Source organism: Clostridium sp. MCC353 (assembly GCF_018785315.1).
Taxonomy (GTDB): Bacteria; Bacillota; Clostridia; order Lachnospirales; family Lachnospiraceae; genus CHH4-2.
Genome location: NZ_WQPN01000080.1, coordinates 18,617 through 39,701, shown reverse-complemented (window position 1 = coordinate 39,701; position 21,085 = coordinate 18,617). Strand labels below are relative to the sequence as shown.

19 protein-coding genes and 2 riboswitches are annotated in these 21,085 nt (G+C 48.7%); of the genes, 1 reads left to right on the top strand and 18 read right to left on the bottom strand.

Annotated features, from left to right (window positions below):
• Positions 1–14: 14 nt before the first annotated feature.
• From GPL15_RS15250 to GPL15_RS15240, 3 genes are all read right to left on the bottom strand, one after another.
• The gene (locus GPL15_RS15250; RefSeq protein WP_215699541.1) at positions 15–1,301 is read right to left on the bottom strand and encodes an L-serine ammonia-lyase, iron-sulfur-dependent, subunit alpha; all 1,287 of its coding nucleotides are present in this window, start codon (positions 1,299–1,301) and stop codon (positions 15–17) included.
• A 288-nt stretch (positions 1,302–1,589) separates the two neighbouring features.
• Entirely contained in the window at positions 1,590–2,831 is a 1,242-nt protein-coding gene (locus GPL15_RS15245; protein WP_215699540.1) for a lecithin retinol acyltransferase family protein, read from the bottom strand.
• 12 nt (positions 2,832–2,843) lie between these two features.
• Positions 2,844–4,940, bottom strand: coding sequence for a hypothetical protein (locus GPL15_RS15240; protein ID WP_215699539.1), 2,097 nt, complete (start codon positions 4,938–4,940; stop codon positions 2,844–2,846).
• An 83-nt stretch (positions 4,941–5,023) separates the two neighbouring features.
• Positions 5,024–5,099: riboswitch (cyclic di-GMP riboswitch) on the bottom strand.
• Positions 5,100–5,298: 199 nt separating this feature from the next.
• Here GPL15_RS15240 and GPL15_RS15235 point away from each other — a divergent pair.
• Positions 5,299–5,745 carry a GNAT family N-acetyltransferase gene (locus GPL15_RS15235; protein WP_215699538.1) on the top strand — a complete coding sequence of 149 codons (447 nt, stop codon included), beginning with the start codon at positions 5,299–5,301 and terminating at the stop codon, positions 5,743–5,745.
• Between the two features lie 53 nt (positions 5,746–5,798).
• Here GPL15_RS15235 and yedF read toward each other — a convergent pair whose 3' ends face one another.
• The 15 genes from yedF to GPL15_RS15155 form a co-directional block, all read right to left on the bottom strand.
• A complete protein-coding gene (gene yedF, locus GPL15_RS15230; RefSeq protein WP_252198447.1) occupies positions 5,799–6,434 on the bottom strand; it encodes a sulfurtransferase-like selenium metabolism protein YedF in 636 nt (211 codons plus the stop codon).
• A gap of 86 nt (positions 6,435–6,520) precedes the next feature.
• Positions 6,521–7,147: an MBL fold metallo-hydrolase gene (locus GPL15_RS15225; RefSeq protein WP_215699537.1), complete on the bottom strand. Its 627-nt coding sequence runs from the start codon at positions 7,145–7,147 to the stop codon at positions 6,521–6,523.
• 191 nt (positions 7,148–7,338) lie between these two features.
• The gene (gene thiD, locus GPL15_RS15220) at positions 7,339–8,130 is read right to left on the bottom strand and encodes a bifunctional hydroxymethylpyrimidine kinase/phosphomethylpyrimidine kinase (protein WP_215699536.1); all 792 of its coding nucleotides are present in this window, start codon (positions 8,128–8,130) and stop codon (positions 7,339–7,341) included.
• 53 nt (positions 8,131–8,183) lie between these two features.
• Positions 8,184–8,834, bottom strand: coding sequence for a thiamine phosphate synthase (gene thiE, locus GPL15_RS15215; RefSeq protein WP_215699535.1), 651 nt, complete (start codon positions 8,832–8,834; stop codon positions 8,184–8,186).
• Positions 8,821–9,663, bottom strand: a complete 843-nt coding sequence (gene thiM, locus GPL15_RS15210) for a hydroxyethylthiazole kinase (protein WP_215699534.1) — start codon at positions 9,661–9,663, stop codon at positions 8,821–8,823. The genes thiE and thiM overlap by 14 nt, the downstream gene beginning before the upstream one ends.
• 17 nt (positions 9,664–9,680) lie before the next feature.
• On the bottom strand, positions 9,681–10,190 hold the full coding sequence (thiW, locus tag GPL15_RS15205) for an energy coupling factor transporter S component ThiW (RefSeq protein WP_215699533.1): 510 nt from the start codon (positions 10,188–10,190) through the stop codon (positions 9,681–9,683).
• Between the two features lie 252 nt (positions 10,191–10,442).
• Complete coding sequence (gene thiC, locus GPL15_RS15195; RefSeq protein WP_215699532.1) at positions 10,443–11,750, bottom strand: phosphomethylpyrimidine synthase ThiC; 1,308 nt, start codon at positions 11,748–11,750, stop codon at positions 10,443–10,445.
• Positions 11,747–12,031: a hypothetical protein gene (locus GPL15_RS15190; RefSeq protein WP_215699531.1), complete on the bottom strand. Its 285-nt coding sequence runs from the start codon at positions 12,029–12,031 to the stop codon at positions 11,747–11,749. The genes thiC and GPL15_RS15190 overlap by 4 nt, the downstream gene beginning before the upstream one ends.
• A gap of 20 nt (positions 12,032–12,051) precedes the next feature.
• A riboswitch (TPP riboswitch) is annotated at positions 12,052–12,159 on the bottom strand.
• A gap of 84 nt (positions 12,160–12,243) precedes the next feature.
• Positions 12,244–12,849, bottom strand: coding sequence for a cytidylate kinase-like family protein (locus tag GPL15_RS15185; protein ID WP_215699530.1), 606 nt, complete (start codon positions 12,847–12,849; stop codon positions 12,244–12,246).
• A gap of 57 nt (positions 12,850–12,906) precedes the next feature.
• Entirely contained in the window at positions 12,907–14,259 is a 1,353-nt protein-coding gene (mgtE, locus tag GPL15_RS15180) for a magnesium transporter (protein WP_215699561.1), read from the bottom strand.
• 549 nt (positions 14,260–14,808) lie between these two features.
• Entirely contained in the window at positions 14,809–15,279 is a 471-nt protein-coding gene (locus tag GPL15_RS15175; protein ID WP_215699529.1) for a methylglyoxal synthase, read from the bottom strand.
• A 23-nt stretch (positions 15,280–15,302) separates the two neighbouring features.
• Positions 15,303–17,504 (bottom strand): DNA topoisomerase III, encoded by a 2,202-nt coding sequence (locus GPL15_RS15170; protein WP_215699528.1) that lies wholly within the window; start codon positions 17,502–17,504, stop codon positions 15,303–15,305.
• Between the two features lie 50 nt (positions 17,505–17,554).
• The gene (locus GPL15_RS15165; protein WP_215699527.1) at positions 17,555–18,778 is read right to left on the bottom strand and encodes a DHHW family protein; all 1,224 of its coding nucleotides are present in this window, start codon (positions 18,776–18,778) and stop codon (positions 17,555–17,557) included.
• A 14-nt stretch (positions 18,779–18,792) separates the two neighbouring features.
• Positions 18,793–20,181: an MBOAT family O-acyltransferase gene (locus GPL15_RS15160; protein WP_215699526.1), complete on the bottom strand. Its 1,389-nt coding sequence runs from the start codon at positions 20,179–20,181 to the stop codon at positions 18,793–18,795.
• A 12-nt stretch (positions 20,182–20,193) separates the two neighbouring features.
• Positions 20,194–20,778, bottom strand: a complete 585-nt coding sequence (locus GPL15_RS15155) for a DUF4358 domain-containing protein (protein ID WP_215699525.1) — start codon at positions 20,776–20,778, stop codon at positions 20,194–20,196.
• Between the last annotated feature and the right edge of the window lie 307 nt (positions 20,779–21,085).

The window sequence follows — 21,085 nt, the reverse complement described above, 5'->3', positions numbered from 1 at the left end:
CCTAATCATTTGTACTATGCTTCGTCTACATTAACACGGTCGATCATAATATTCAATATCTCCGTATCTGTAATTTTCATACCAACACGGCCGATGTAACCCATGCTCTTAATGGTTCCCTCAACATCATCCTGTACGATTCCCTCGCCCGGCTGGAAACAATGGTGCTTGCTGGCCATATAGTGCGCCAGGATCGCGGCTTCCACTGCGGATGCGATCTTAGCCGCGCAGGAGGATTTCGCCCCGTCGCAGACAATTCCGCCCACATTGCCGATGGTATTCGTAATGGTAAGCCCAACTTCTTCTTCACTGCCGCCATAGAGATATGTAATCGCCGCACCTGCCCCACAGGCCGCGCTGACAGCTCCGCAGTATGCAGAAAGGCTTCCGATATACTTTTTCTGGTGGATTGCAATCAGGTTGCTCACTACCAGGGCCCGGTATAACTTCTCTTCCGAAGCGTTCACCTCTTTGGCAAATTCGATGACCGGAAGGGATACGGTCATACCCTGGTTTCCGCTTCCTGAGTTGATGACAACAGGAAGAGAACATCCGCCCATCCTGGCATCGGAACCTGCCGCTGCCCTGGCTCTGGCCCTCACTCTCACATCATCTCCGTACACGTCCAGAAGGGTCCGTCCCACTTCAGCCCCATAATGATTTTTCATTCCTTCATCTGAAATGGCGGAATTCAGCGCAATCTGGTTTCCGATGGCTTCGCGGATATCATCGATCTTCACCTCATCCGCAAATATCAGGATATCTTTTACATTCAGAAGGGATTTGTCCACATACTCCGGTGATTCCTCACTGACCTTATGCTCAAACAAGATCTCCCCATCCTTTACAATCTTGGTAATCAGTGTATGGCGGTTGATGATGGTAACTTCCGCAAAGTGTTCCCCTTTGATTACCTTTGCCACGATGTACAGGTTTTCCACGCCTTCCTGAAGCTTACACTGGCAGAACCCCTCTTCAACCAATTGTTTGGTCTTATCAATGTCTTCCTGTGTAATCTCCTCCAGGACTTCCAGTTCCCTGTCAGCATCACCGCCTACTATTCCCAGGGTTGCCGCCACGTCTATGCCGCGCAGGCCCCCGGAATTCGGTACGGTCACGCCCATTACGTTTTTGATAATGTTTCCGCTGCAGCGCATCTCCACACGCTCCGGAAATGTTCCCAAAGTAGCACGCGCTTTCGCCGCTGCATAGGCAATTGCTATGGGCTCTGTGCACCCTAGTGCGGGAACAAGCTCATTATTCAAAATTTTTACATAATTTTGATACAGGCTTTGATCCATATCGCTCCTCCTTGTTGGTAATATTACTAATCTTGTTATTAATAATATCATTGATATTATCAGTTGTCAACAATATAACGCAATTTTTTCTCAATAAGATTTTCATTCATTTACGATTTTGAATTTCCCCTTTTCCGCCTCCAAAAAAAACGGCTGATCCATGAGTTCCAGCCGGCAAATGGGGAGTTTCCAGGCGGTTATTTACAAAAAGAAAAGGCGCAAAAGCCTCTCCGCTCTCACGCCTGATCAACACAAACTCCTCTTCTATCTCTGTTTCTATCTCCGTTTCTATGAAAAACACTTGATGCCGTCCGCAAGCGCCGGTTTCTCCCCTCCCGGCAGTGCCGCCTTCTCCACATCTAATGCCTTTTGGGCAGAATTGTTTAATTCCAATACCTGGTTCTGAACAGCTTCCAGCATTCCTGCGGTGATCTGCCCGGTCTGTTCAATAATGTGCTCCTTGCTCTGTAAGAATCCGTCGATGATCTGTGACTGTCTCCTGGAAACAGCCTCAATCTGCATGGCATAATGTTTCGCCTGGAGCGCCATATCCTCTTCAATCCTTTTCATATAGATTTTATGGGACGGCGAACCTTCCTCATACTTTTCCAAGATCGAAAGCAGTTCCGGCAGTTTCTCCGTATTATACCGGTCGTCGTCTTCCTGTATTTTCGTCCCCAGTTCATCATAAAAAGTTTCAATATCCTTGATGATCTGCAGCGATCCCTTTTCTATGATCAGAAGCCGTTTCTCCGCCACTTCGTTCAGCTTTTCCTGTAATGTAAGGATGGTCTGGGCCATCACCGTCAGCCCCTGGGCCTTAGCCTGCTCCAACGCGATCCGGCTTTCCGTCTCAAATTGGAGCATATCCATTCTGGCCTGCTTCATCAGTTCAATGCGGTCATTTTCCATATGCGCCAGCCGGATCTTGGTATCGCTTTCAATCTCCGCTATCTTTACCTTGTCCGGCTCATATGTGGATACAGAACGGCTTCCACCTGAACTTCCGCCCCCAAAAAAATTCTTAATTGCATTACCGATTTTCTCTAAAAATCCCAATTCTTTCCCCTCCTCATTTGGCAGTTTACCAGACAGCACCCGTTCCACCTGGTTGCTCCGGAAACGGCCTAATGTACATACATTTGCAAAATGTTCACAGTTATTAAATGCTAAGTGATACCCTTTGTCCCCAAGACACGCTCTGGCATATAAGACAATCTGTTCCGGGGAGTATAAATCATTAAATTCATCCTCTGTATACTCCTTAACCTCAAGCGTGCCTCCCTTTAAAAAATAATCCAGGTCCGACCTTATCACTTCCGGTTTTGACCAGTCCAGAATGCTGTCGTCTTCCGCCCCGGTAAAATGGATGATCTCATCATCCGACACATAAACTCCATGATGGGCATACAGGCCCCCGGCGCGCATAACGCGGATATGGTCGCCCATTTCAGGTCTGCGCCGCACCCATATCTCCGGTTCTGAAAAATCAACATTGATTACAGGCGGTCTGGCTATAATGCTGTCCATAAATTCCCTCCATTACTTCATCAGATCCTTGCGCATCTTGTAAATCAAAGAATTATACTGTTTTTCCCTGGCAGCCTTTTCCATCCCGTATGCCTTTGCATCCGCCAGATAGACATCGTAATTCTTCAGTTTCAAAGCGGCAAACTCCTGCAAAATGCTTTTAGATATCTTCTGTAAGTCATGATCAGCCACAAATCCGAGGATTTCATCGATCTGGATATCCAAAAGGCTGCTGCTCCAGTTCAAAATAAAGATCCTGTCCTCAGCATTTTTACAGTTGAAAATGATCTCCTGGAGATTCGATTGAAATTCCGCCGCATAACGGTACAGGCTGGCTTCTGTTTCGAATTTATCCTGCAGCTCCCCTCCGCTCTGAAACGCATATTTCTGGTAAATGCCTTTGCGCTCTTCTAAATAGAATTTGTCCACCGAATCCCTGTAGCTTTTTAACACCTGAATGATGTTTCCAACAATTCCGCATCCGCCCTGTTCACCGGCGTCTCCGGCACAGTCGATGTCACCCTTTAATCCACGCTCAATCATGGGCTGGACCTTCTGTTCCACCGCAAACCTGAGCTGCTGCCAGTCAAGGTACCACTGAAGCCACAATTCCTCTTCAATTCCGTCTTCCTCACAAACCTTCTTAAAATCTTCCCTGTAAACGGTTTTGAAAATCCTGTAATCCTCAGACCATTTTTCCCATATATCAACCGCGCTCATCACAAACTGGTGATGGGATTCAAAATATTCAATCTTTTGCAGGGCATTGCGGATCATCTTAGCCGTATTTTCAGCAATAAAAGAAAATCCCGCCCTCTCTTCCCGCTCCAAAACTGCCAGTTCATGAATCGCATCGCTCCCATTATCGATTTCATCGATGCGGTTTTCCAGTTCATCGGCCTGTTTTTTTACGGCCAGTATCTTGGATTTCACACGGTTCATACCCAGGGAAAGCTTCTTCCTGAAAAATGCCTGGCGCTCTTCCAGCAAAGAATTTTCTCTGTCTGTCAGGTTTGCATCAGGTTCGTATTTTTTGGCCAGTTTTAAGCCTATCATATTGAAGTCGTTGATGACAGCCTCTTTTTCATGTTCATATGTATCCAGCTTTTCCATCAGCTCATCCGTCCACTTCTGAACTGCCTGATAATATTGAATGACAGAATGATCAATGGCCTTTAAATCGTATTTCTCCAAAAGCAGAGTGTAATCGAACTCAGAGGAAAGCAGGCTGACCGTCTGAAGGCTTTCGATCTGGGCCTGCACTTCCTCCAGTTGTCTTAAAAGCATCGGTTTTTCAAAATAAATTTTATGGTATAACTGTGTAATCTCATCATCATTGAAAACAGGCCATAATTTATTTTGAACAAAGAGATCCAGGGTGAACTGAAGGCGTTCTTTTTCAGAATAGACGGAATTATTGGCCGATACATTTTTTTCATAATCAGAACCTTTAACCAGTACTCCGGAACAGGGCAGGATGGAAACATCTCTTGATGAAGATATGTCGCTCAAAGCCCCGGCGTCATCCAGATCTTTTGAATAATTCAATCCGTTATGATTTACTGCCCAGTAATCAATGTCTTTGATTCTCTCACAATTTTTATTTGAAAATGGAAAATCTTTAGCGAAAGCCATATTCCATAATTCATAACAATCTGGAACCCCAAATCCAGCTATTCCGTCAAAATCAAAGCCCGAAATCACCTTGGTGGCATCAGAAAGTGAGTATGGAGTTATTAGATTATTCTCTCTATAAGGAAAGTAATCTAAATTTGCCCATAACAGACCCGTACTCTTATCCATCAGTACTTTTGGCTTGTTCTTAAAATAAAACCACTTCTGATTTTTTATGGCATCCAGAATCCGGTCAATTCCCGTCCCGGACAATTTGCTGATCTCGGAATTTATCACGGATAACCGATGATCCAATTCCGTCAGTTTCCTGACCAGTTCTGAGCGCTGCGCCGCTAGTTTAACCTGCTCTAAGTTCAGCGCCTGCACCCTAGAAGCGTTATGTTCGTTTTCAATCCCTTCACAATTTTCTTCAATACCACGGATTTTTCGAAGCAGTTCATCACGCTGTGATGTTAAAATGCTTAATTCGGACATTATTTACCCCCTATCCCCTATTTTGGAGCCCATTTGCCTATAAAACGAAAAAAACATCACCACTTGCGGCAATGCTTCTATAAAGTTGCAACTGGCTGCCATGTTAAAGGCCCTATAGTTTTGCGTCATAACCTTTCGGCTATTTTGCCCTGATACTATAATACAGTATATTATTTGCCGCAAAATTTGTCAATCTTTCTGCTTTTTTAGGCTTATTGCTGAGACTATATTAAAAACTCAGAAAATAATGCCCGGATTATGATTTTATCCATTGTTGAAACCGGATAAAACCGATATAATTTTAAGCAGAGTATAACTCAGTATTTATGCCAAAACCGCATTGTCATGGAGGATTATGATGAGGATAGATAAAATTGAAGACAACAGCAAACAGAATTTTATGGACCTTCTTCTGCTCGCAGATGAAGATGTGAACATGATAGAAAAATACCTGTACCGAGGGGAACTGTTCGCATTGTATGATGATGATTTAAAAAGTGTTTGTGTAGTCACCCGGGAAAGCGCCGGCGTCTGTGAACTGAAAAATATAGCCACCTATGAAAAATGGCATAAAAAAGGCTATGGAAGCCTTCTTTTAAACCATGTGTTTTCATATTATAAGGGCAAATATCAAACAATGCTTGTGGGAACCGGAGACGTTCCATGGATCATGAACTTTTACCAGAATAACGGTTTCCGGATTTCCCACAGGATTAAAAACTTTTTCACAGACAACTACGATCATCCCATGTATGATGGGGACGTTCAGTTGGCGGACATGGTCTACTTGAGCAAAGACTTATAAACCCGGCCTTTCCTTCTTCTATTTCAGAATAAAGGCAGTGAAAACCTGCCTTTTTAAGGTTTTATAATCTTATCGCACGCTTCCATAGCTTCAGCAATATTGTACATATTGGTCACTTCGCCCACCAGCAGCTTTTCCGACAAACCGTAATAATTCAGACAGGTTCCGCAGGATAATATCTCAACGCCCTGGGCTTCCATGGATTTTAAATCCTCTATGGAATCGGAACCTTCCGTGGTCAGCGTCACCCCGCCGTTGTAGAAGATCACTTTGGACGGCAGACGGTCCAACTGGCTGACCGCATAGATAAATCCCTTCATCAAAACTCTTCCCAGTTCTTCATTTCCTGTGCCCATTGTGGCGGAATCGATGACTACGATCGTATTCTTCCTGGAATCGGGACAGCAGACCGGCATCTCCGGACGCTCCAATATGCCGCCTTTTCCGGGCACAGCCGCTCCGTTTCCTCCCTGAATTGTCACCACAAAATGCTTCTCTCCTACTTTTTCCGATGTGCATCCAAAATCCTGGTTTTTTGCCATCTTAGTCAGGTTCTGCACAGCGATTTCATTGTCCACCTGAACCTGGATCACATCTCCTGCTCCGGCCTGGTCCAACGCCCTTTTCGCCTTGACAACAGGAATCGGGCACTGGTCGCCCATCGCATTTACGTCAATAATTTTTGCCATCAGATAATGTCCTTTCTGTATGCTTCCTGACCGGCTTTTTCGTTCAAGAAGATAAGCCGTTCTGAACAATTACAAATAAATATAAATTATCCGTGAGACAAGACAGCAGTCTGCTTCTCCATACCTTTTGTTATCGTAATCGAATTTCCCGCATAGTTCACAACATTGCCGCACAATTTGGTATACTCCTCCAGCGTTCCGATCACCGGATAGCCAAATGTCTCGCTGCGGTAATGCATGGGCACAGTAACAGCCGCATCCAGCAAATCCGATATTTCCTTTGCCTTAGCCGCGTCAATCGTATAAAATCCGCCCACCGGGATCAAAAGCACATCCGGCTTTCCGATCTGCCCAATCTGTTCCGCCGTCAGGTCACAGCCTAGATCCCCCATATGCACCAGCCGGATTCCATTGTGATCCAGGATATGGATGCGGTTTTTCCCCCGCAGTTCCCCTTGTTTGTCGTCATGATAGGTATCGATCCAGGAAATCTCCCAGGGATTTTCACCTGTCCAGGGCGCGGTTTCCACACCTGCGGTAAAATTGTGATCCCCATGGCCGTGGCTGCACAGCGTCTGATTCGCCGTTACACGAAGTTTTGGAAGCCCGGGCACATTGTCGTCTGCGTAGGGATCCATCACAACGGAATATCCTTCTGCCTCTGCTTTAAAACACGAATGTCCATACCAGGTAACTGTTATCTTATCTGCCATTCTATTCCCTCCATGCCGGAGCGTTTTTTGTGCAAATATTGCGCTGCGTGGGCACGCGCTGAGAATTTCAGATTCTCAGCTGCGATTCAAATTTGTGGCTCCGTCACAAATTTGGGTGTGAAACATAAACCATCAGGATTATTTTTCACACCAAACCTCCATTTCTGAGCTGTTTTTTCTGCATAGTTTTATTATAAAGGATATTTGATGGAAAAACAATGATTCAATGGCCCGCTTCCTTTCCCCAGATTCAAACCCGTGCTCAACGCCTCAGATAAATACTGTTTCGCCCGTTTTACGCTGTCCTCCATGGACAAACCTTCGGCAAGCCCGCAGGCAATCGCTGACGACAGGGTGCACCCGGTGCCGTGGGTGTTGGAATTATCAATCCGTTTGCCATAAAACCAGGTGGCAAGCCCATCCCTGTAAAGAACGTCGTTGGCATCATTCAGCTGATGGCCGCCCTTTATCAATACGGCCGTGTGATATTTCTGCGCCAGCAGACAGGCCGTTTCTTCCATATCCCCGGCCTCCTGGATTTTACCGCCGGAAAGCAGTTCCGCCTCAGGAATATTGGGGGTTATGAGGTCTGCCAGAGGAAGCAGTTCCTCTCTCAGGGCACACAACGCATCTTCCTCCAAAAGTCGGCTTCCGCTGGTGGAAACCATAACCGGGTCAAGGACAATATTTTCCGCCTGATACTGGGAAAGTTTGTTTCCAATCACCCTGATCAGCTCTTTTTTCGATACCATTCCAATCTTGACCGCATCGGGCCGTATATCCGTAAAAATGCAGTCCAGCTGGTTTTCCAAAAATTCCGGCGTGCTGTCCAGAATCCCATACACGCCTGTAGTATTCTGGGCTGTCAAAGCCGTTATGGCGCTCATCCCATATACCCCAAAAGAGGTCATGGTCTTCAAATCCGCCTGTATCCCTGCCCCGCCGCTGCAGTCGGAACCGGCAATCGTTAAAACCGTCTTCATAATAAATCCCTCCATACCAGAGCGTTATTCCGCAAATACTGCGCTGCTCCGGATCAGCCTTCGCCTTGTCCTGTTACTATTTTTATCTTTCCCAACAAATTAAGGGCTGCCGCCCTGATGTCTCCGGCCGCAAAAATCCCGGAAACAACCGCTGCCCCCGCAATCCCGCTGCCTTTGAGCTCCAATACATTTTCCCCTGAAATGCCTCCGATGGCCACAATGGGGATGGAAACGGCTCCCGCAATCGCCTTCAGCCGTTCAACCGTCATGGGCACCGCATCTTTTTTCGTCTTGGACCCGAAAACGGCGCCGACTCCCAGATAATCGGCTCCATTTTTCTCTGCCAGGACAGCCTGTTCCACGGTTTTTGCCGTAACTCCCAGGATTTTATCCGGGCCGATCAGACTGCGGGCCTTTCCCGCCTCCATATCCCCCTGTCCTACATGAACGCCGTCTGCGTCACAGGCCAAAGCGATTTTAATGCTGTCATTGATGATGAGGGGCACATGGTACGCCTTAGTCAGCGATCTCATTTTCACCGCTTCTTCCAAAAAATCCCCATCTCCCAGCTCCTTTTCCCGGAGCTGCACCATGGTGACGCCCCCCTGTAAGGCCGCTTCCACCTGCTGTTCCAATGTCATTTTCCCCGTCCATGTCCGGTCAGTCACCGCATATAAAAGAAGCATTGATCTATCGAATTTCAATTTCAGCACCTCCCATCAGCCTTTCATCCGTCAGACGGCTCATGGCATCGATCAAATACATCCGGAAACTTCCTGTGCCCGCTCCGGCTTCAGCCATTTTTTCCGCCGCTGTTTCACCGCATATCCCTTCCGCCGCTATAGCCAGCGCGGTCAGCTCTGTGGCGGAACATCCCTCTTCCCCACAGGCGCAGAACGCGGCAATGATCCCGTCCAGCATACACCCGCTGCCCGTTATACGGCCCATGGCGGGATCGCCATTTCTGATAATAAACGATTGTGTTCCATCCGTAACAAGATCCGCCGCGCCTGTTATAGCGGTGACCGCACCTGTTTTTCTGCTCAGTTGTTTTCCCAATTCCAGAAAATAGTCCAGGTTCTCTTCCTCCAGCCGGTCCTTTTTCTCCGCGTCCACACCGCCTGTGCTGGCAGTGCCGCAGACCAGCGCCTTTATTTCCGACGCATTTCCCCGTATCACGCGGCAGGGGAATTCATTCAGGATTCTTAAAGCGGCTTTCGTCCGGAATTTTCCAGCTCCCGCCCCAACCGGGTCGAATACCACCGGAAGGCCCAGTTCACCGGCTTTTTTACCAGCCTTCACCATGGATTCCAGCTTATTTTCATTCAGGGTTCCGATATTTACCATCAGCCCCCGGCTGATGCCCACGATCTCCTCAACCTCCATCATTCCATCAGCCATAATGGGGGAGCCGCCGACGGCCAGCAGCATGTTTGCCACGTCATTTGCGGTCACATAATTGGTGATGCAGTGAATGAGGGGGGATTCCCTGCGGATATTTGATATTATTTGTGTATGGGATTGTATGCTCATATGTATTTTCTTCCCTTCTAATTCTCCGCCAGCATGTGGTTCAAATAAGCAAATGCCCCGGATTTATAAAGCGCCCCTACCAGCACTGCCGCAATCACCGTTCCGCAAAGGGTGCTCATCAAAAATGGCAGCACATAGGCAAAAACAGCAGCTTCCTTTCCCATGATCATGGTCGCCACCGGATAACAGAGCATTCCGCCCAAAATCCCGGTGCCGAATACTTCGCCGATATACGCCATTGCCAGCTTATTGCTGTATTTAAACATCACCGCCCCCAGCCATGCGCCCACCATGCTTCCCGGGAATGCCAAAAGGCTTCCGGTTCCCATGAGGTTGCGGATCAAAGAGGTACAGAATGCCATGGAAACGCCGTATACAGGGCCTAAAAATATTCCGGCAACCACGTTCACCAGATGCTGGATCGGGAAACATTTGGATGCTCCGATGGGGATGGAGAAGCTGGATAAGGATACTGCCACCGCTATCAGCATACCGCTCACTACAATTTTCTTTACATTTACTTTCATAGTCTTTTTCTCTCCTTTTTTACATGACTGACTTGGGGGTTTAGTGTAAAGCGTGAAGCCATTTTCGAAAATGCCTTCACGCTTTAGTGTGGCACGCTTTAGTGTGGCACGCTTTAGTGTGGCACGCTTTAGTCTGGCACGCTTTAGTGTGGCACGCTTTAGTCTGGCACGCTTTAGTGTGGCACGCTTTAGTCTGGCACGCTTTAGTCTGGCACGCTTTAGTGTGGGGATGGTAGTGTTAACCCCACCGCCTCACTCATCATAAATGCTCACAATCTCCCCCTCCAGAATCCGGTTCATATTCTTCACCGCACAGAAATTCCCGCACATGGAGCAGGTATCTTCCTTCTCAGGCTTCGCAGACGCCCTGTAGCTTCTGGCCTTATCAGGGTCGACAGCCAGTTCAAACATCCCTTCCCAGTCCAGGTTCTTCCTGGCAGTGCTCATCCTGTAATCCCAGTCCCTGGCGCCTTTCACCCCTTTTGCGATATCCGCCGCATGAGCCGCTATTTTACAGGCTATAATCCCTTCTTTCACATCCTGCTCATCCGGCAGACGCAGATGTTCGGCAGGAGTGACGTAACAGAGAAACGAGGCCCCGGCCGACGCAGCAACCGCCCCGCCGATGGCCGCCGTGATATGGTCATATCCCGGCGCGATATCCGTCACAAGCGGCCCCAGCACGTAAAATGGCGCGCCCTTGCAGACCGTCTGCTGGATCTTCATATTGGCTTCAATCTGGCTGAGAGGCATATGCCCCGGCCCCTCGATAATCACCTGCACATCCTTCTCCCAAGCCCTCCTGGTAAGCTCACCCAAAGTGACCAGTTCTTCAATCTGGGAAATGTCCGTGGCATCCTCAATGCACCCCGGCCTGCATGCATCGCCCAGACTCAGGGTCACATCGTACTCCCGGCAGATATCCAGAATCCTGTCATAATGCTCATAAAACGGATTTTCCTGCCCTGTCATCTCCATCCACGCGAAAATGATGGAGCCGCCACGGGAAACAATGTTGGTCAGCCTCCTGTTCTCCTTAAACCGCCGGGCAGTGCTCCTGTTAATGCCCACATGAATGGTCTGAAAATCCACACCGTCCTCCGCATGCATTTCCACGATCTTAATCCATTCTTCCGATGTGATCTCCTTCAAAGGTTTGTGGTAATATACCACTGCGTCATAAATCGGCACCGTACCGATCATCGCCGGGCATTCCGCTGTCAGCTTCCGTCTGAACGCCTGAGTATCCCCGAAAGAACTGAGATCCATGATGGACTCGGCTCCCATTAAAACCGCGTCATTGACCTTTCTCAGCTCCATATCCAGATCACGGCAGTCCCTGGAGGTTCCCAGGTTCACGTTGATCTTGGTTTTCAGCATGGAGCCGATTCCATTGGGCTCCAGACACCTGTGCAGCCTGTTGGCCGGGATCACCACCTTTCCCTCCCCCACCAGTTTCATCAGTTCCCGGGGATCATACTGCTCTTTCTCAGCCACCGCCTTCATTTCCTTCGTTAAAATGCCTTTTCTGGCCGCATCCATCTGCGTTGAGTAATTCATATCATTTCCTCCTCTGCACCTGTCTGGGATCTGCTCATGATTCGTTCCATAGGCCCAAATTGTTCTTTACGCAGCAGCACAATAAAGAATCCCGCTTGCGGGATTCTCCGCCTGCGGCGGGCCGCTTCAGCGGCATAATTCCCTACCGCCGCATTATATGCGTTACGCAGTGCGATCCCATAGCCAGCAAAGCTGGCATAGGAGGGCTTTTTTATTTCATAGGACGCACTTTCCAATGAAAAAAAGCCTGTGCCACGCACGGCACAGGCTTCTATCTCCATCCTCATCCAAATCCGGAATCTAAGATATATCACTATTTCCCTACGTTGGCATTACCCAAATCAGGTTATATAGGTCGAAGTTCGATTACTTCCTCTCAGCCCGCTCACGAGCTCCCTGTTTATGTCAGTAAGTTTAGCACCGGACACTATTCCTGTCAAGAAAAATAATAAGCGGCTTTTTCATTCAAAAAGACAGGCCGTGTAAACGGTTGCTATTTATCCAGATACATATCCTTTATCAGCCGGACCACTTCATCCTCTCCCAGAAGGCTCACATTGAAGAGGGCCTGATGGGATTCGATGCTGCCCCAGTTGTTGTCCGTATAAGTTTCGTAATAATATTTCCTCTTCCGGTCCACCTTTTTAATGGCGTCCACGGCATCCCGTTCCGACAGTTCATACCGTTCCATAATCCGCTTTTTCCGGTCCTCTCTGGATGCGCAGATAAATACATTGATGCAGCCCGGATGATCGCGGAGCACATAATCGGCACAGCGGCCGATTATCACACAGTCCTCCTTCAGCGCCAGTTTCATGATGATCTGGCTCTGGATCAGAAACATGTTGTCATTCAGCGGCAGGCCGTAATCCATGGCCGACTGCGTGTAGCTCGGGGACTTGTGTAGGGAAAAGAAGCGGCTGACCGCACTTTCGTCCACCCGTTCCAGATCGTATTCATCCACCCCCATCTCTTTGGATGCCATCTCGATCAATGCCCGGTCATAGCAAGGGATTCCCAGTTCTTTCGCAACCCGTTCCCCGATACACCGTCCCCCGCTGCCAAATTGCCTGCCAATCGTTATAATTCTAGTACCCATATACACTTCTCCTTTCTTGCAGCCTTTTTTGCATCTGCCGTAAAACCGGCAACATTCTTATACCAGATTGAGCAGCATACAAGCCAGCTGAAAATATATGATCAGGCTGAACGCGTCCACAATCGTTGTGATCAGGGGGGCCGCCATAATGGCCGGATCCATCTTTACCACTTTTGCCGCGATAGGCAGCATACACCCGATTGTTTTTGCCAGCACAACCGTACCAAATAAGCTGAGGACAACCGTAAGACAGAGCATCTCATTGCCCGGAAACATGATCACAAGGCGGATATAGTTAACAAAACCCAGAATCACGCCCACAACCACTCCGACCCGCAGTTCCTTCCACAGCACCTTCAGAATATCCGTGACCTCAATCTCCCCTACTGCCATACCGCGGATGATCAGAGTGCTGCTCTGGCTTCCCGCATTGCCCCCCGTATCCGTGAGCATGGGGATAAATGTAACCAGCAGAGGGATGACCGTAAACGCATTTTCATACTTTGCCAAAATCCCGCCTGTGACCATGCTGCTGACCATGAGGATTAAAAGCCACATAATCCTGTTTTTCGCCAGCTGGAACACCCCGGTTTTCAGATAGGGCTTCTCACTGGGCGCCATAGCGGCCATTTTCTCAAAGTCTTCCGTGGCCTCCTGTTCCATAACATCCACAATATCGTCAACGGTTATAATTCCCACCAGACGGTTTTCCTGATCCACAACCGGTAAACTCAAAAGGTCGTATCTCTGGAAACTGTCCATCACGTCTTCCTGGTCGTCTGTGGTCACCGCTTTTATCACATGGGTATCCATGATATCCCGGATCACCGTATCATAGGGATTCATCAGAAGATCCTTCACCGTCACCACGCCCTCCAGAAGCCGTTTGGCGTCCATGACATAGCAGGTATAAATGGTTTCCTTATCCACCCCATGCTTACGGATATAGGCAAATGCCTCCTCCACAGTCATGGTCTGCTTTAACCCCACATATTCGGCAGTCATAATGCTGCCCGCGCTGTTTTCCGGATAGTTCAAAAACTGGTTGATCAGGTTTCTGGTCTCCGGGGTCGCGATCTTCAGCACGCGCTTCACCACGCTGGCCGGAAGTTCCTCCAGCATATCCACCGCATCGTCCACATACAAATCTTCAATGATCGCTCCCAATTCATAATCCCCGATGCTGTTGATAATATGCTGCTGCGTCTCCGGCGCCAGGCAGGCAAATACATCGCTGCTCAGTTCCTTGGAGAGCATGCGGAAAACCACAACCTTCTTCTCCGAATCCAGTTCCTCGATAAAATCGGCGATATCCGCCTCGTTCATCTCATTTAAAATCTCTTTCAGCCTCCGAAACTGACGCTCCTCCACCAGATTCAAAAGCTCATCCATATCAAAAATTTCCTGCATCATGATCTCCTTTCAACTCCATCTTTTTATGTAGATCCTCCATCGATATCGGTTGAAAGCAAGACAAAAAAGCAGCCACGGCGACGCGTTTCCCTCAACGTGTACCTGAAAATTCATTTCCGCCATCTGCGCGTACGCACATCTGACGGAAAGCAGTTTTCAGACACACTCCTGAAAAGCAGACCATGGCTGTCATAAGCAATACAATTCCGGCAATGCAAAGCAGAAGTCGGTTCCGTCTGGTTCAGGTTCCGGCTCCGGCGTCCACATTGCCATCCGCCCATGATAATTGCTGTCTGCCTTCTTACTGTGACTTCGACCTTCCACTCTGCTTCACATCCTTTCCTCTTTTATACCATCAGCATATCAGCTTTCCGGACCAAACGCAACCTAAAAATAACGTAACAGTTCAGACAGGTCTGAACTGTTACGCATCCAGCCCATTAAAGTCGCCTGCGGCGAGGGGCTGGATGCCTGCAGCCGCTATGTTTTCGTACGGTCCGCGCAGTAAATGCGCAAACCTATCTGAACTGTTGCAAAATAACACCTTTACATTTGTTCCGCCCGGTCTTTCACATTCTTCTTAAAATTTATCACCTCATGGTCATAGGTGGTCTGCATATACTGGGACTTTATCATAAAATCCGCCGTAGCCTTGTTGATGGCCATGGGAATATCATAAACCTGGGCGATTCTCATAAGCGCCTTTACATCCGGGTCATGAGGCTGGGCAGTCAGGGGATCGGAAAAGAATATTACAAAATCGATCACACCTTCTACGATCTTTGCGCCGATCTGCTGGTCGCCGCCCAGGGGGCCGCTGTTGTATCCCTTTACGGTCAGCCCCGTCTTTTCCGTGATCAGCCTGGCCGTTGTCCCCGTGCCGTAAAGCTTGTGGTTTTTCAGGATTTCGCTGTGTTCTTTACACCATTCGATCAGCTTTGGCTTCTCATTGTCATGGGCAATGAGAGCGATATTTTTCTTTTCCTTAATAGTAAATGTAATGTAATCCGAATTCATAACAAATCCTCCTCGCTCCAGTCCTATTTCTCATCCAGTTTGATCTTGGCAAATGCCGCCGCAAATGCATTGTTCACCGGTTCCTGGGCCTCTTTTTTCTGCTTGTTCAGGTAGGCGGCCACATCCCGCTTTGTAACCCCTGCCCCTTCCTTTTTCCTCCGCTCCTGGAAAGAAGCCAGCTTCTCCTTATAGCCGCATTTACACACAAAGATCTGGCTGTCCCCTTTTCCCCGCAGTTCCATCTTCTTATGGCAGTTTGGACACCTGGCGTTGCTGGTCCGGGCAACCGTTTCCCGGTAGCCGCATTCCCGGTCCTGGCAGACCAGCATTTCACTGTTTTTACCCTTGACGGAAAGCATCCGTTTTCCGCACTGGGGGCATTTTGTGTTGGTGAGATTATCGTGGCGGAAGGTTCCGTCCCCGGTCTTTATCTGCCCGATCAGCTCCGCCGAATAGCCCCGGATATCCTTCATAAAGGTATCCCGCCTCAGGCTTCCCTTGGCGATTTTGGACAGACGCATCTCCCAGTCCGCAGTCATTTCCGGCTTCTTTAAATCCTCGGGAACCAGTTCCAGAAGCTGCCTGGCCTTTCCTGTCAGATAGATGTCCTTTCCCCTCTTTTCCAGCAGGAAACTGGAAAATAACTTCTCTATAATATCCGCCCTGGTAGCCACCGTCCCAAGCCCTCCGGTTTCCCCCAAGGTTCTTGCCATGGCCTTATCCTGGGTTTCCAGATAGGCGCTGGGATTTTCCATAGCTGATAAAAGGGCCGCTTCCGTAAATGGAGCCGGCGGCTTGGTTTTCCCTTCCGTCAGACGGAGCTGGAGCCCGGATATCTTCTGCCCCTGTTTCAAATCGGGAAGGGTCTGGCTCTTCACCTCTTCTTCCTCATCCTCATCGTCCTCGTCTTCCCCTTCATAGACCGCCTTCCAGCCCATGCTCTTCACAATCGCGCCCCGGGCCGTAAAGTCCTCCCCGCCGATTGTGCAGGTCAAAGTCGTCTGCTCATATTCATAAGCCGGATATAAAACGGCCAGAAAACGCCGCACCACCAGATCGTAGATCCGCCGCTCGTCGATGGTCATATGATCAAGCTGTACAAACTGCTCCGTAGGGATAATGGCGTGATGGTCGGTCACTTTGCTGTCATTGACAAAAGAGGCTTTCGTGGAAAAGGAAGCCGACATCAGTTTCCCGGCCAGTTTCCTGTAAGGCCCCACGCCGCAGGCGTCCAGCCTCTCCTTTAAAGTGGGCACAATATCGCTGCTCAGATACCTGGAATCCGTTCTCGGATAGGTGAGCACCTTATGGTTTTCATAGAGACGCTGCATGATGTTAAGCGTTTCTTTGGCCGAATAATTAAACCGCTTGCTGGCGTCCCTCTGAAGCTCGGTCAGATCGTAAAGCAAGGGCGCAAATGATTTTTTCGGCACCTTTTTGATGTCTGCCACAACCGCGCTCTCTCCCTGAAGGGACCGGAATAGCGTTTCCATCCTCTCCTTGTCAAAAGACCGGCTGCTTTTCGTCTTCTTATCCTGCCAGGTCAGAGAAATGGCGGGATTCACGCTTTTCGCCGCGATTCCATAATAGGGCTGGGGTTTGAATTCCCTGATCTGGGCTTCCCGTTTGGCGATCATGGCCAGGGTTGGCGTCTGGACGCGCCCGCAGGATAACTGGGCGTTGTATTTACAGGTTAAAGCCCTGGTAGCGTTGATGCCCACCAGCCAGTCCGCCTCCGCCCTGCACATGGCGGCGTCATACAGGTTTTCATATTCCTTTCCGTCCTTTAAATGGGCGAAGCCTTCCCGGATCGCCTTATCCGTAACCGAAGAAATCCAGAGCCGCTTTAAAGGCTTTTGGCTGCCCGCCTTTTTGAGGATCAAACGGGCCACCAGTTCCCCTTCCCGCCCCGCATCCGTAGCGATGATGATCTGTCCCACATCTTTTCTGTGTATCTGGGTTTTCACCGCCTGATACTGCTTTCCGGTCTGCTTGATCACTTCCAGCTTAAATACATCGGGTATCATGGGAAGATGCTCCATCTTCCATTCTTTATATTTTTTATCGTAATCCTCCGGATCGGCCAGTGTAACCAGATGGCCCAGTCCCCAGGTCACAATGTACTGGTTTCCTTCTATATATCCGTTTCCCTTCTGGCTGCATTTGAGCACCCGGGCAATGTCACGGGCGACGGACGGTTTTTCTGCAATAACCAATGATTTCATGTGTTACCTCCTCACTATCCAGTCCATTCTACCATAGATTTCCTGAAATGTTAACCCTGCCACAGCAGCTTGCTCACTGTGGTTTCCGTAGAAAATCCGGGAATCTGGTACAGGACCAGCAAATCCGTCACCCCGTTTTCTTCCATAAATTCCTCAATTCCCATATTAAAATATCTCAAATCCACCATATAAACCGTATCAAAATGATTGGCCGCAAATGGAGCGAAACTGTGGGCGAAAGAATCCTTTACGATCAGAAGCTTCCGGCCGCTGTTTTCTGAAGATTTGCTGTTTTCTGAATCTTCCCTGCTCCCTGAAGTTTCCCCACTTCCTGAAGCTTCCCTGTTTATGACCGTCAGCCCATGGTTCCCGTCCAGATAGACCCCATACTTGTCTTTTCCCTCAAGAGCCTTAAAGTTATATAAGCTGTCATACACCTTCGGAAGCCCGTCGTACTCCACCTGATACCGCTCTTCCTTTTTCGGCAGAAAAAGCCGGATGCTGTCCGGCCGGACCTTAACATTCACTTTGGAATACACCGTTCCAAGAAAGTCTTCCGAAACAATTTCCTCCGTAAACATCTCCCTGCTCCACGGCTCAATGCCCATGGATTCTGCCCATATCTCATATCCATAATATGCGCCTGCCGCCGTCCAGTGATGATCCGTCCTGTAATAAATGTCCTCCTGGCTGTGTTCCTTCATCTGTTCCAGAACCGGAACCATCATTTCAGTACCCGCCCCGGTTTCAGCCAGTTTTTCCCGGATGCGGCGGGTGACCTGTTCCTGGTCATATGGTGCTGCAAAAGCCGGCAGTTTATCCGTTAATACCTGGGAGGCGGACGGCACCATCATCACCCGCACATGTTCCTGTCCCAGCTTTTTTCCCATACGTGCGGCAAACTGAGCCGCCGCATCGATATTCTTGTCAAGCTGGGGCCCTTCTAAATCCTCCCTCTCAAACTTCTCGATCAGGTATCCGTCTTTTGCCAGATAGACCCCGTTCACATCCTTTTTTAACTGGGCCTGTTCCGCTTTCACTTTAAGCCCCACCCAGCCGTCCCTCAAAGGGAACTGGTCCCCCAGAAAGGCTTCATAAGCCGTTCCATAGCTTCCATTTATCAGGTCTTTCATTACAAATTCCGGTTTTGTCTGCAAATACCGGTTTTCCGATTCAGAAAATCCCTTCTCAGGCCATAAGACGCCCGCTGCCGATACGCCGAACAAAAAGGCCAAAAAGACGCCTGTCACCACTCTGCTGCCGCTCTTTCTCATCTGATCCACCTCCCTTAAAACCGGAAATACAGGAACGGATTGTACCCTGCATTCACCAGATAAGCAGTTGTCACCACCAGGACCGCCGCCGCAAACAGTGCGGCCGCCACCCCTTTTCCCAGGGTCAGCCCTTCTTCAATCTCTTCTTCCCCTTTGATTCCAAATACCTTCCCGGCCAGCACGCTCACATATCCCGAAGCCCCGGCGGCGCAGCATATCATCAGCGGAAAGTTGTACACAAAGAGATACCAGGTGCGGCCCGTCATTTCCATAGAAGCGCCGAAACCGAACAGTTCCCCGAGGAAGCGGATTCCCTGCCCCATGTCCTCATGCACGAACAGCACCCAGCCCAGATATACCAGAACCATGGCATACCCATGGCGCAGAAGAGAGGGCCATTTTTTAATAAAACGGCCTAAATACAGCTTTTCAATCAAAAGCAGCACGCCGAAATAGACGCCCCAGAGAAGATAGTTGAGCCCTGCCCCATGCCAGATCCCCGTCAGGGTCCAGACAACCATGATATTGAAAACCTGTCTCATTTTCCCCTTTTTATTGCCCCCTAAGGGGATATACACATATTCCTTAAACCAGGTGCCGAGAGAGATATGCCATCTTCTCCAAAAATCCGTGATGCTTTCCGCCATATAGGGATAATGGAAATTCTCAGGAAAATGAAAACCGAACATGTGGCCCAGCCCCACCGCCATATCCGAATATCCTGAAAAATCATAATAAATCTGCATTCCGAAGGCAAAAATCCCCATCCAGGCCATGAAAACCGACCGGTCCGGCTGCATGATCCCCTGGATTTCCGTCCATAAGGCTCCCATCTGGTTGGCTAACAGCACCTTTTTCCCCAGACCTATGACAAAATACCTGACCCCCAGCGCGAATTGGGATTCACTTTCCCTTCTGCCCGTCAGCTCCTCTTCAATGGTGCTGTAACGCACGATGGGCCCGGCGATCAACTGGGGAAACATGGACACATAGGCGCCGAATGCCACAATATTATTCTGCACTCTGGCATTTCCACGGTATACATCGATGGTATAGGACATGGTCTGGAAGGTGTAAAATGAAATCCCCACCGGCAGGGGCAGCCCGGAAAAATACTTAAAAAAGCCTAACAGCCCCAAATTAATGACCATGGAGGAGATTAACGCTGCCCTGGCCCCGGCTTCCTTTCCCTCTTCTCTAAAACGGCCGATCAGTTTTCCGTGAGTATAATCCACTGCTGTTGAAAACAACAGCAGCACAATATAAACCGGCTCGCCCCATCCATAAAAAAAGAGGCTTCCAAGGAATAAAATCCCATTGCGAAGCCTCCTTGGCGCAGCGAAATATATGATTAACATTACCGGCAGAAACCGGAATAAAAACAATAAGCTGCTGAATACCATATGATCTCCTGATTATTGAAAGAATCCATCGATAATATCAATGGCAATCTGATTATTCTCCCTGGCTGATTCCAAAGCCTCTTCTTCACCCTTTAATTCCGCTTCTTCATCCGGTGTTCCCAGCATGACGAAAAACACATAATCACCGTGGCGCACCACCTGGGAGGAAGAAACTTTCGGCAGATTCATCGGATACTGAACAGAATCATTGACCTGTTTGTCACGGTATGCGTTAAGCGCCTCTTCCACTGCGTCCGCCTTGCCTTCCGCCGCCTTTACGGCAATAAATGTATCCACATGAACGCTGATCATCGGCCCCTGGGCGATAAATTCCTCATACATATCCTTACTGATGCCGAACAGGTCTTCCATGGCCTGAGCGTCATAATCCATGCTGGGTATATAGCCTTCGCCGTATGCTTCCTGTACCTTTTTCTGTATCTCGTTTAAATCCACATCCACCACGGCTTCCTCTGTTGTGGCCTCAGCCGTCGTCTCCTGCGTATTGGAATTCTGGTTTTGACTGTTCTTTGGCTGACAGGCGGTAACTGATAACGCGATGAAACCCGCCATAATAATTAAATAAGATTTTTTCATTCTTTTCTCCATTCCATTCGTTTCCAGCAGTTCAGACGGCTCATCTTCCTGACCGAAAAGGCCGGTCAAGAAGCACCGGATGTTCATCCGATGTGAAAATTGGTTAAAAAAGCAGCTTACAAGCAAGCTTGACGCTGCTTTTTCAACCAACTTTCCCGCCGTCTAAACTGTTACGAAAAAATTATTGATGAATCAACACTTTTATATTATAATGGGTTGTTAGACACCAGTCAATTTACGATTCGCTTACATTGACCGTAAGATTTGCCCATATGAGTATGGCTTTTAACCAAATTACGGAAGCGCA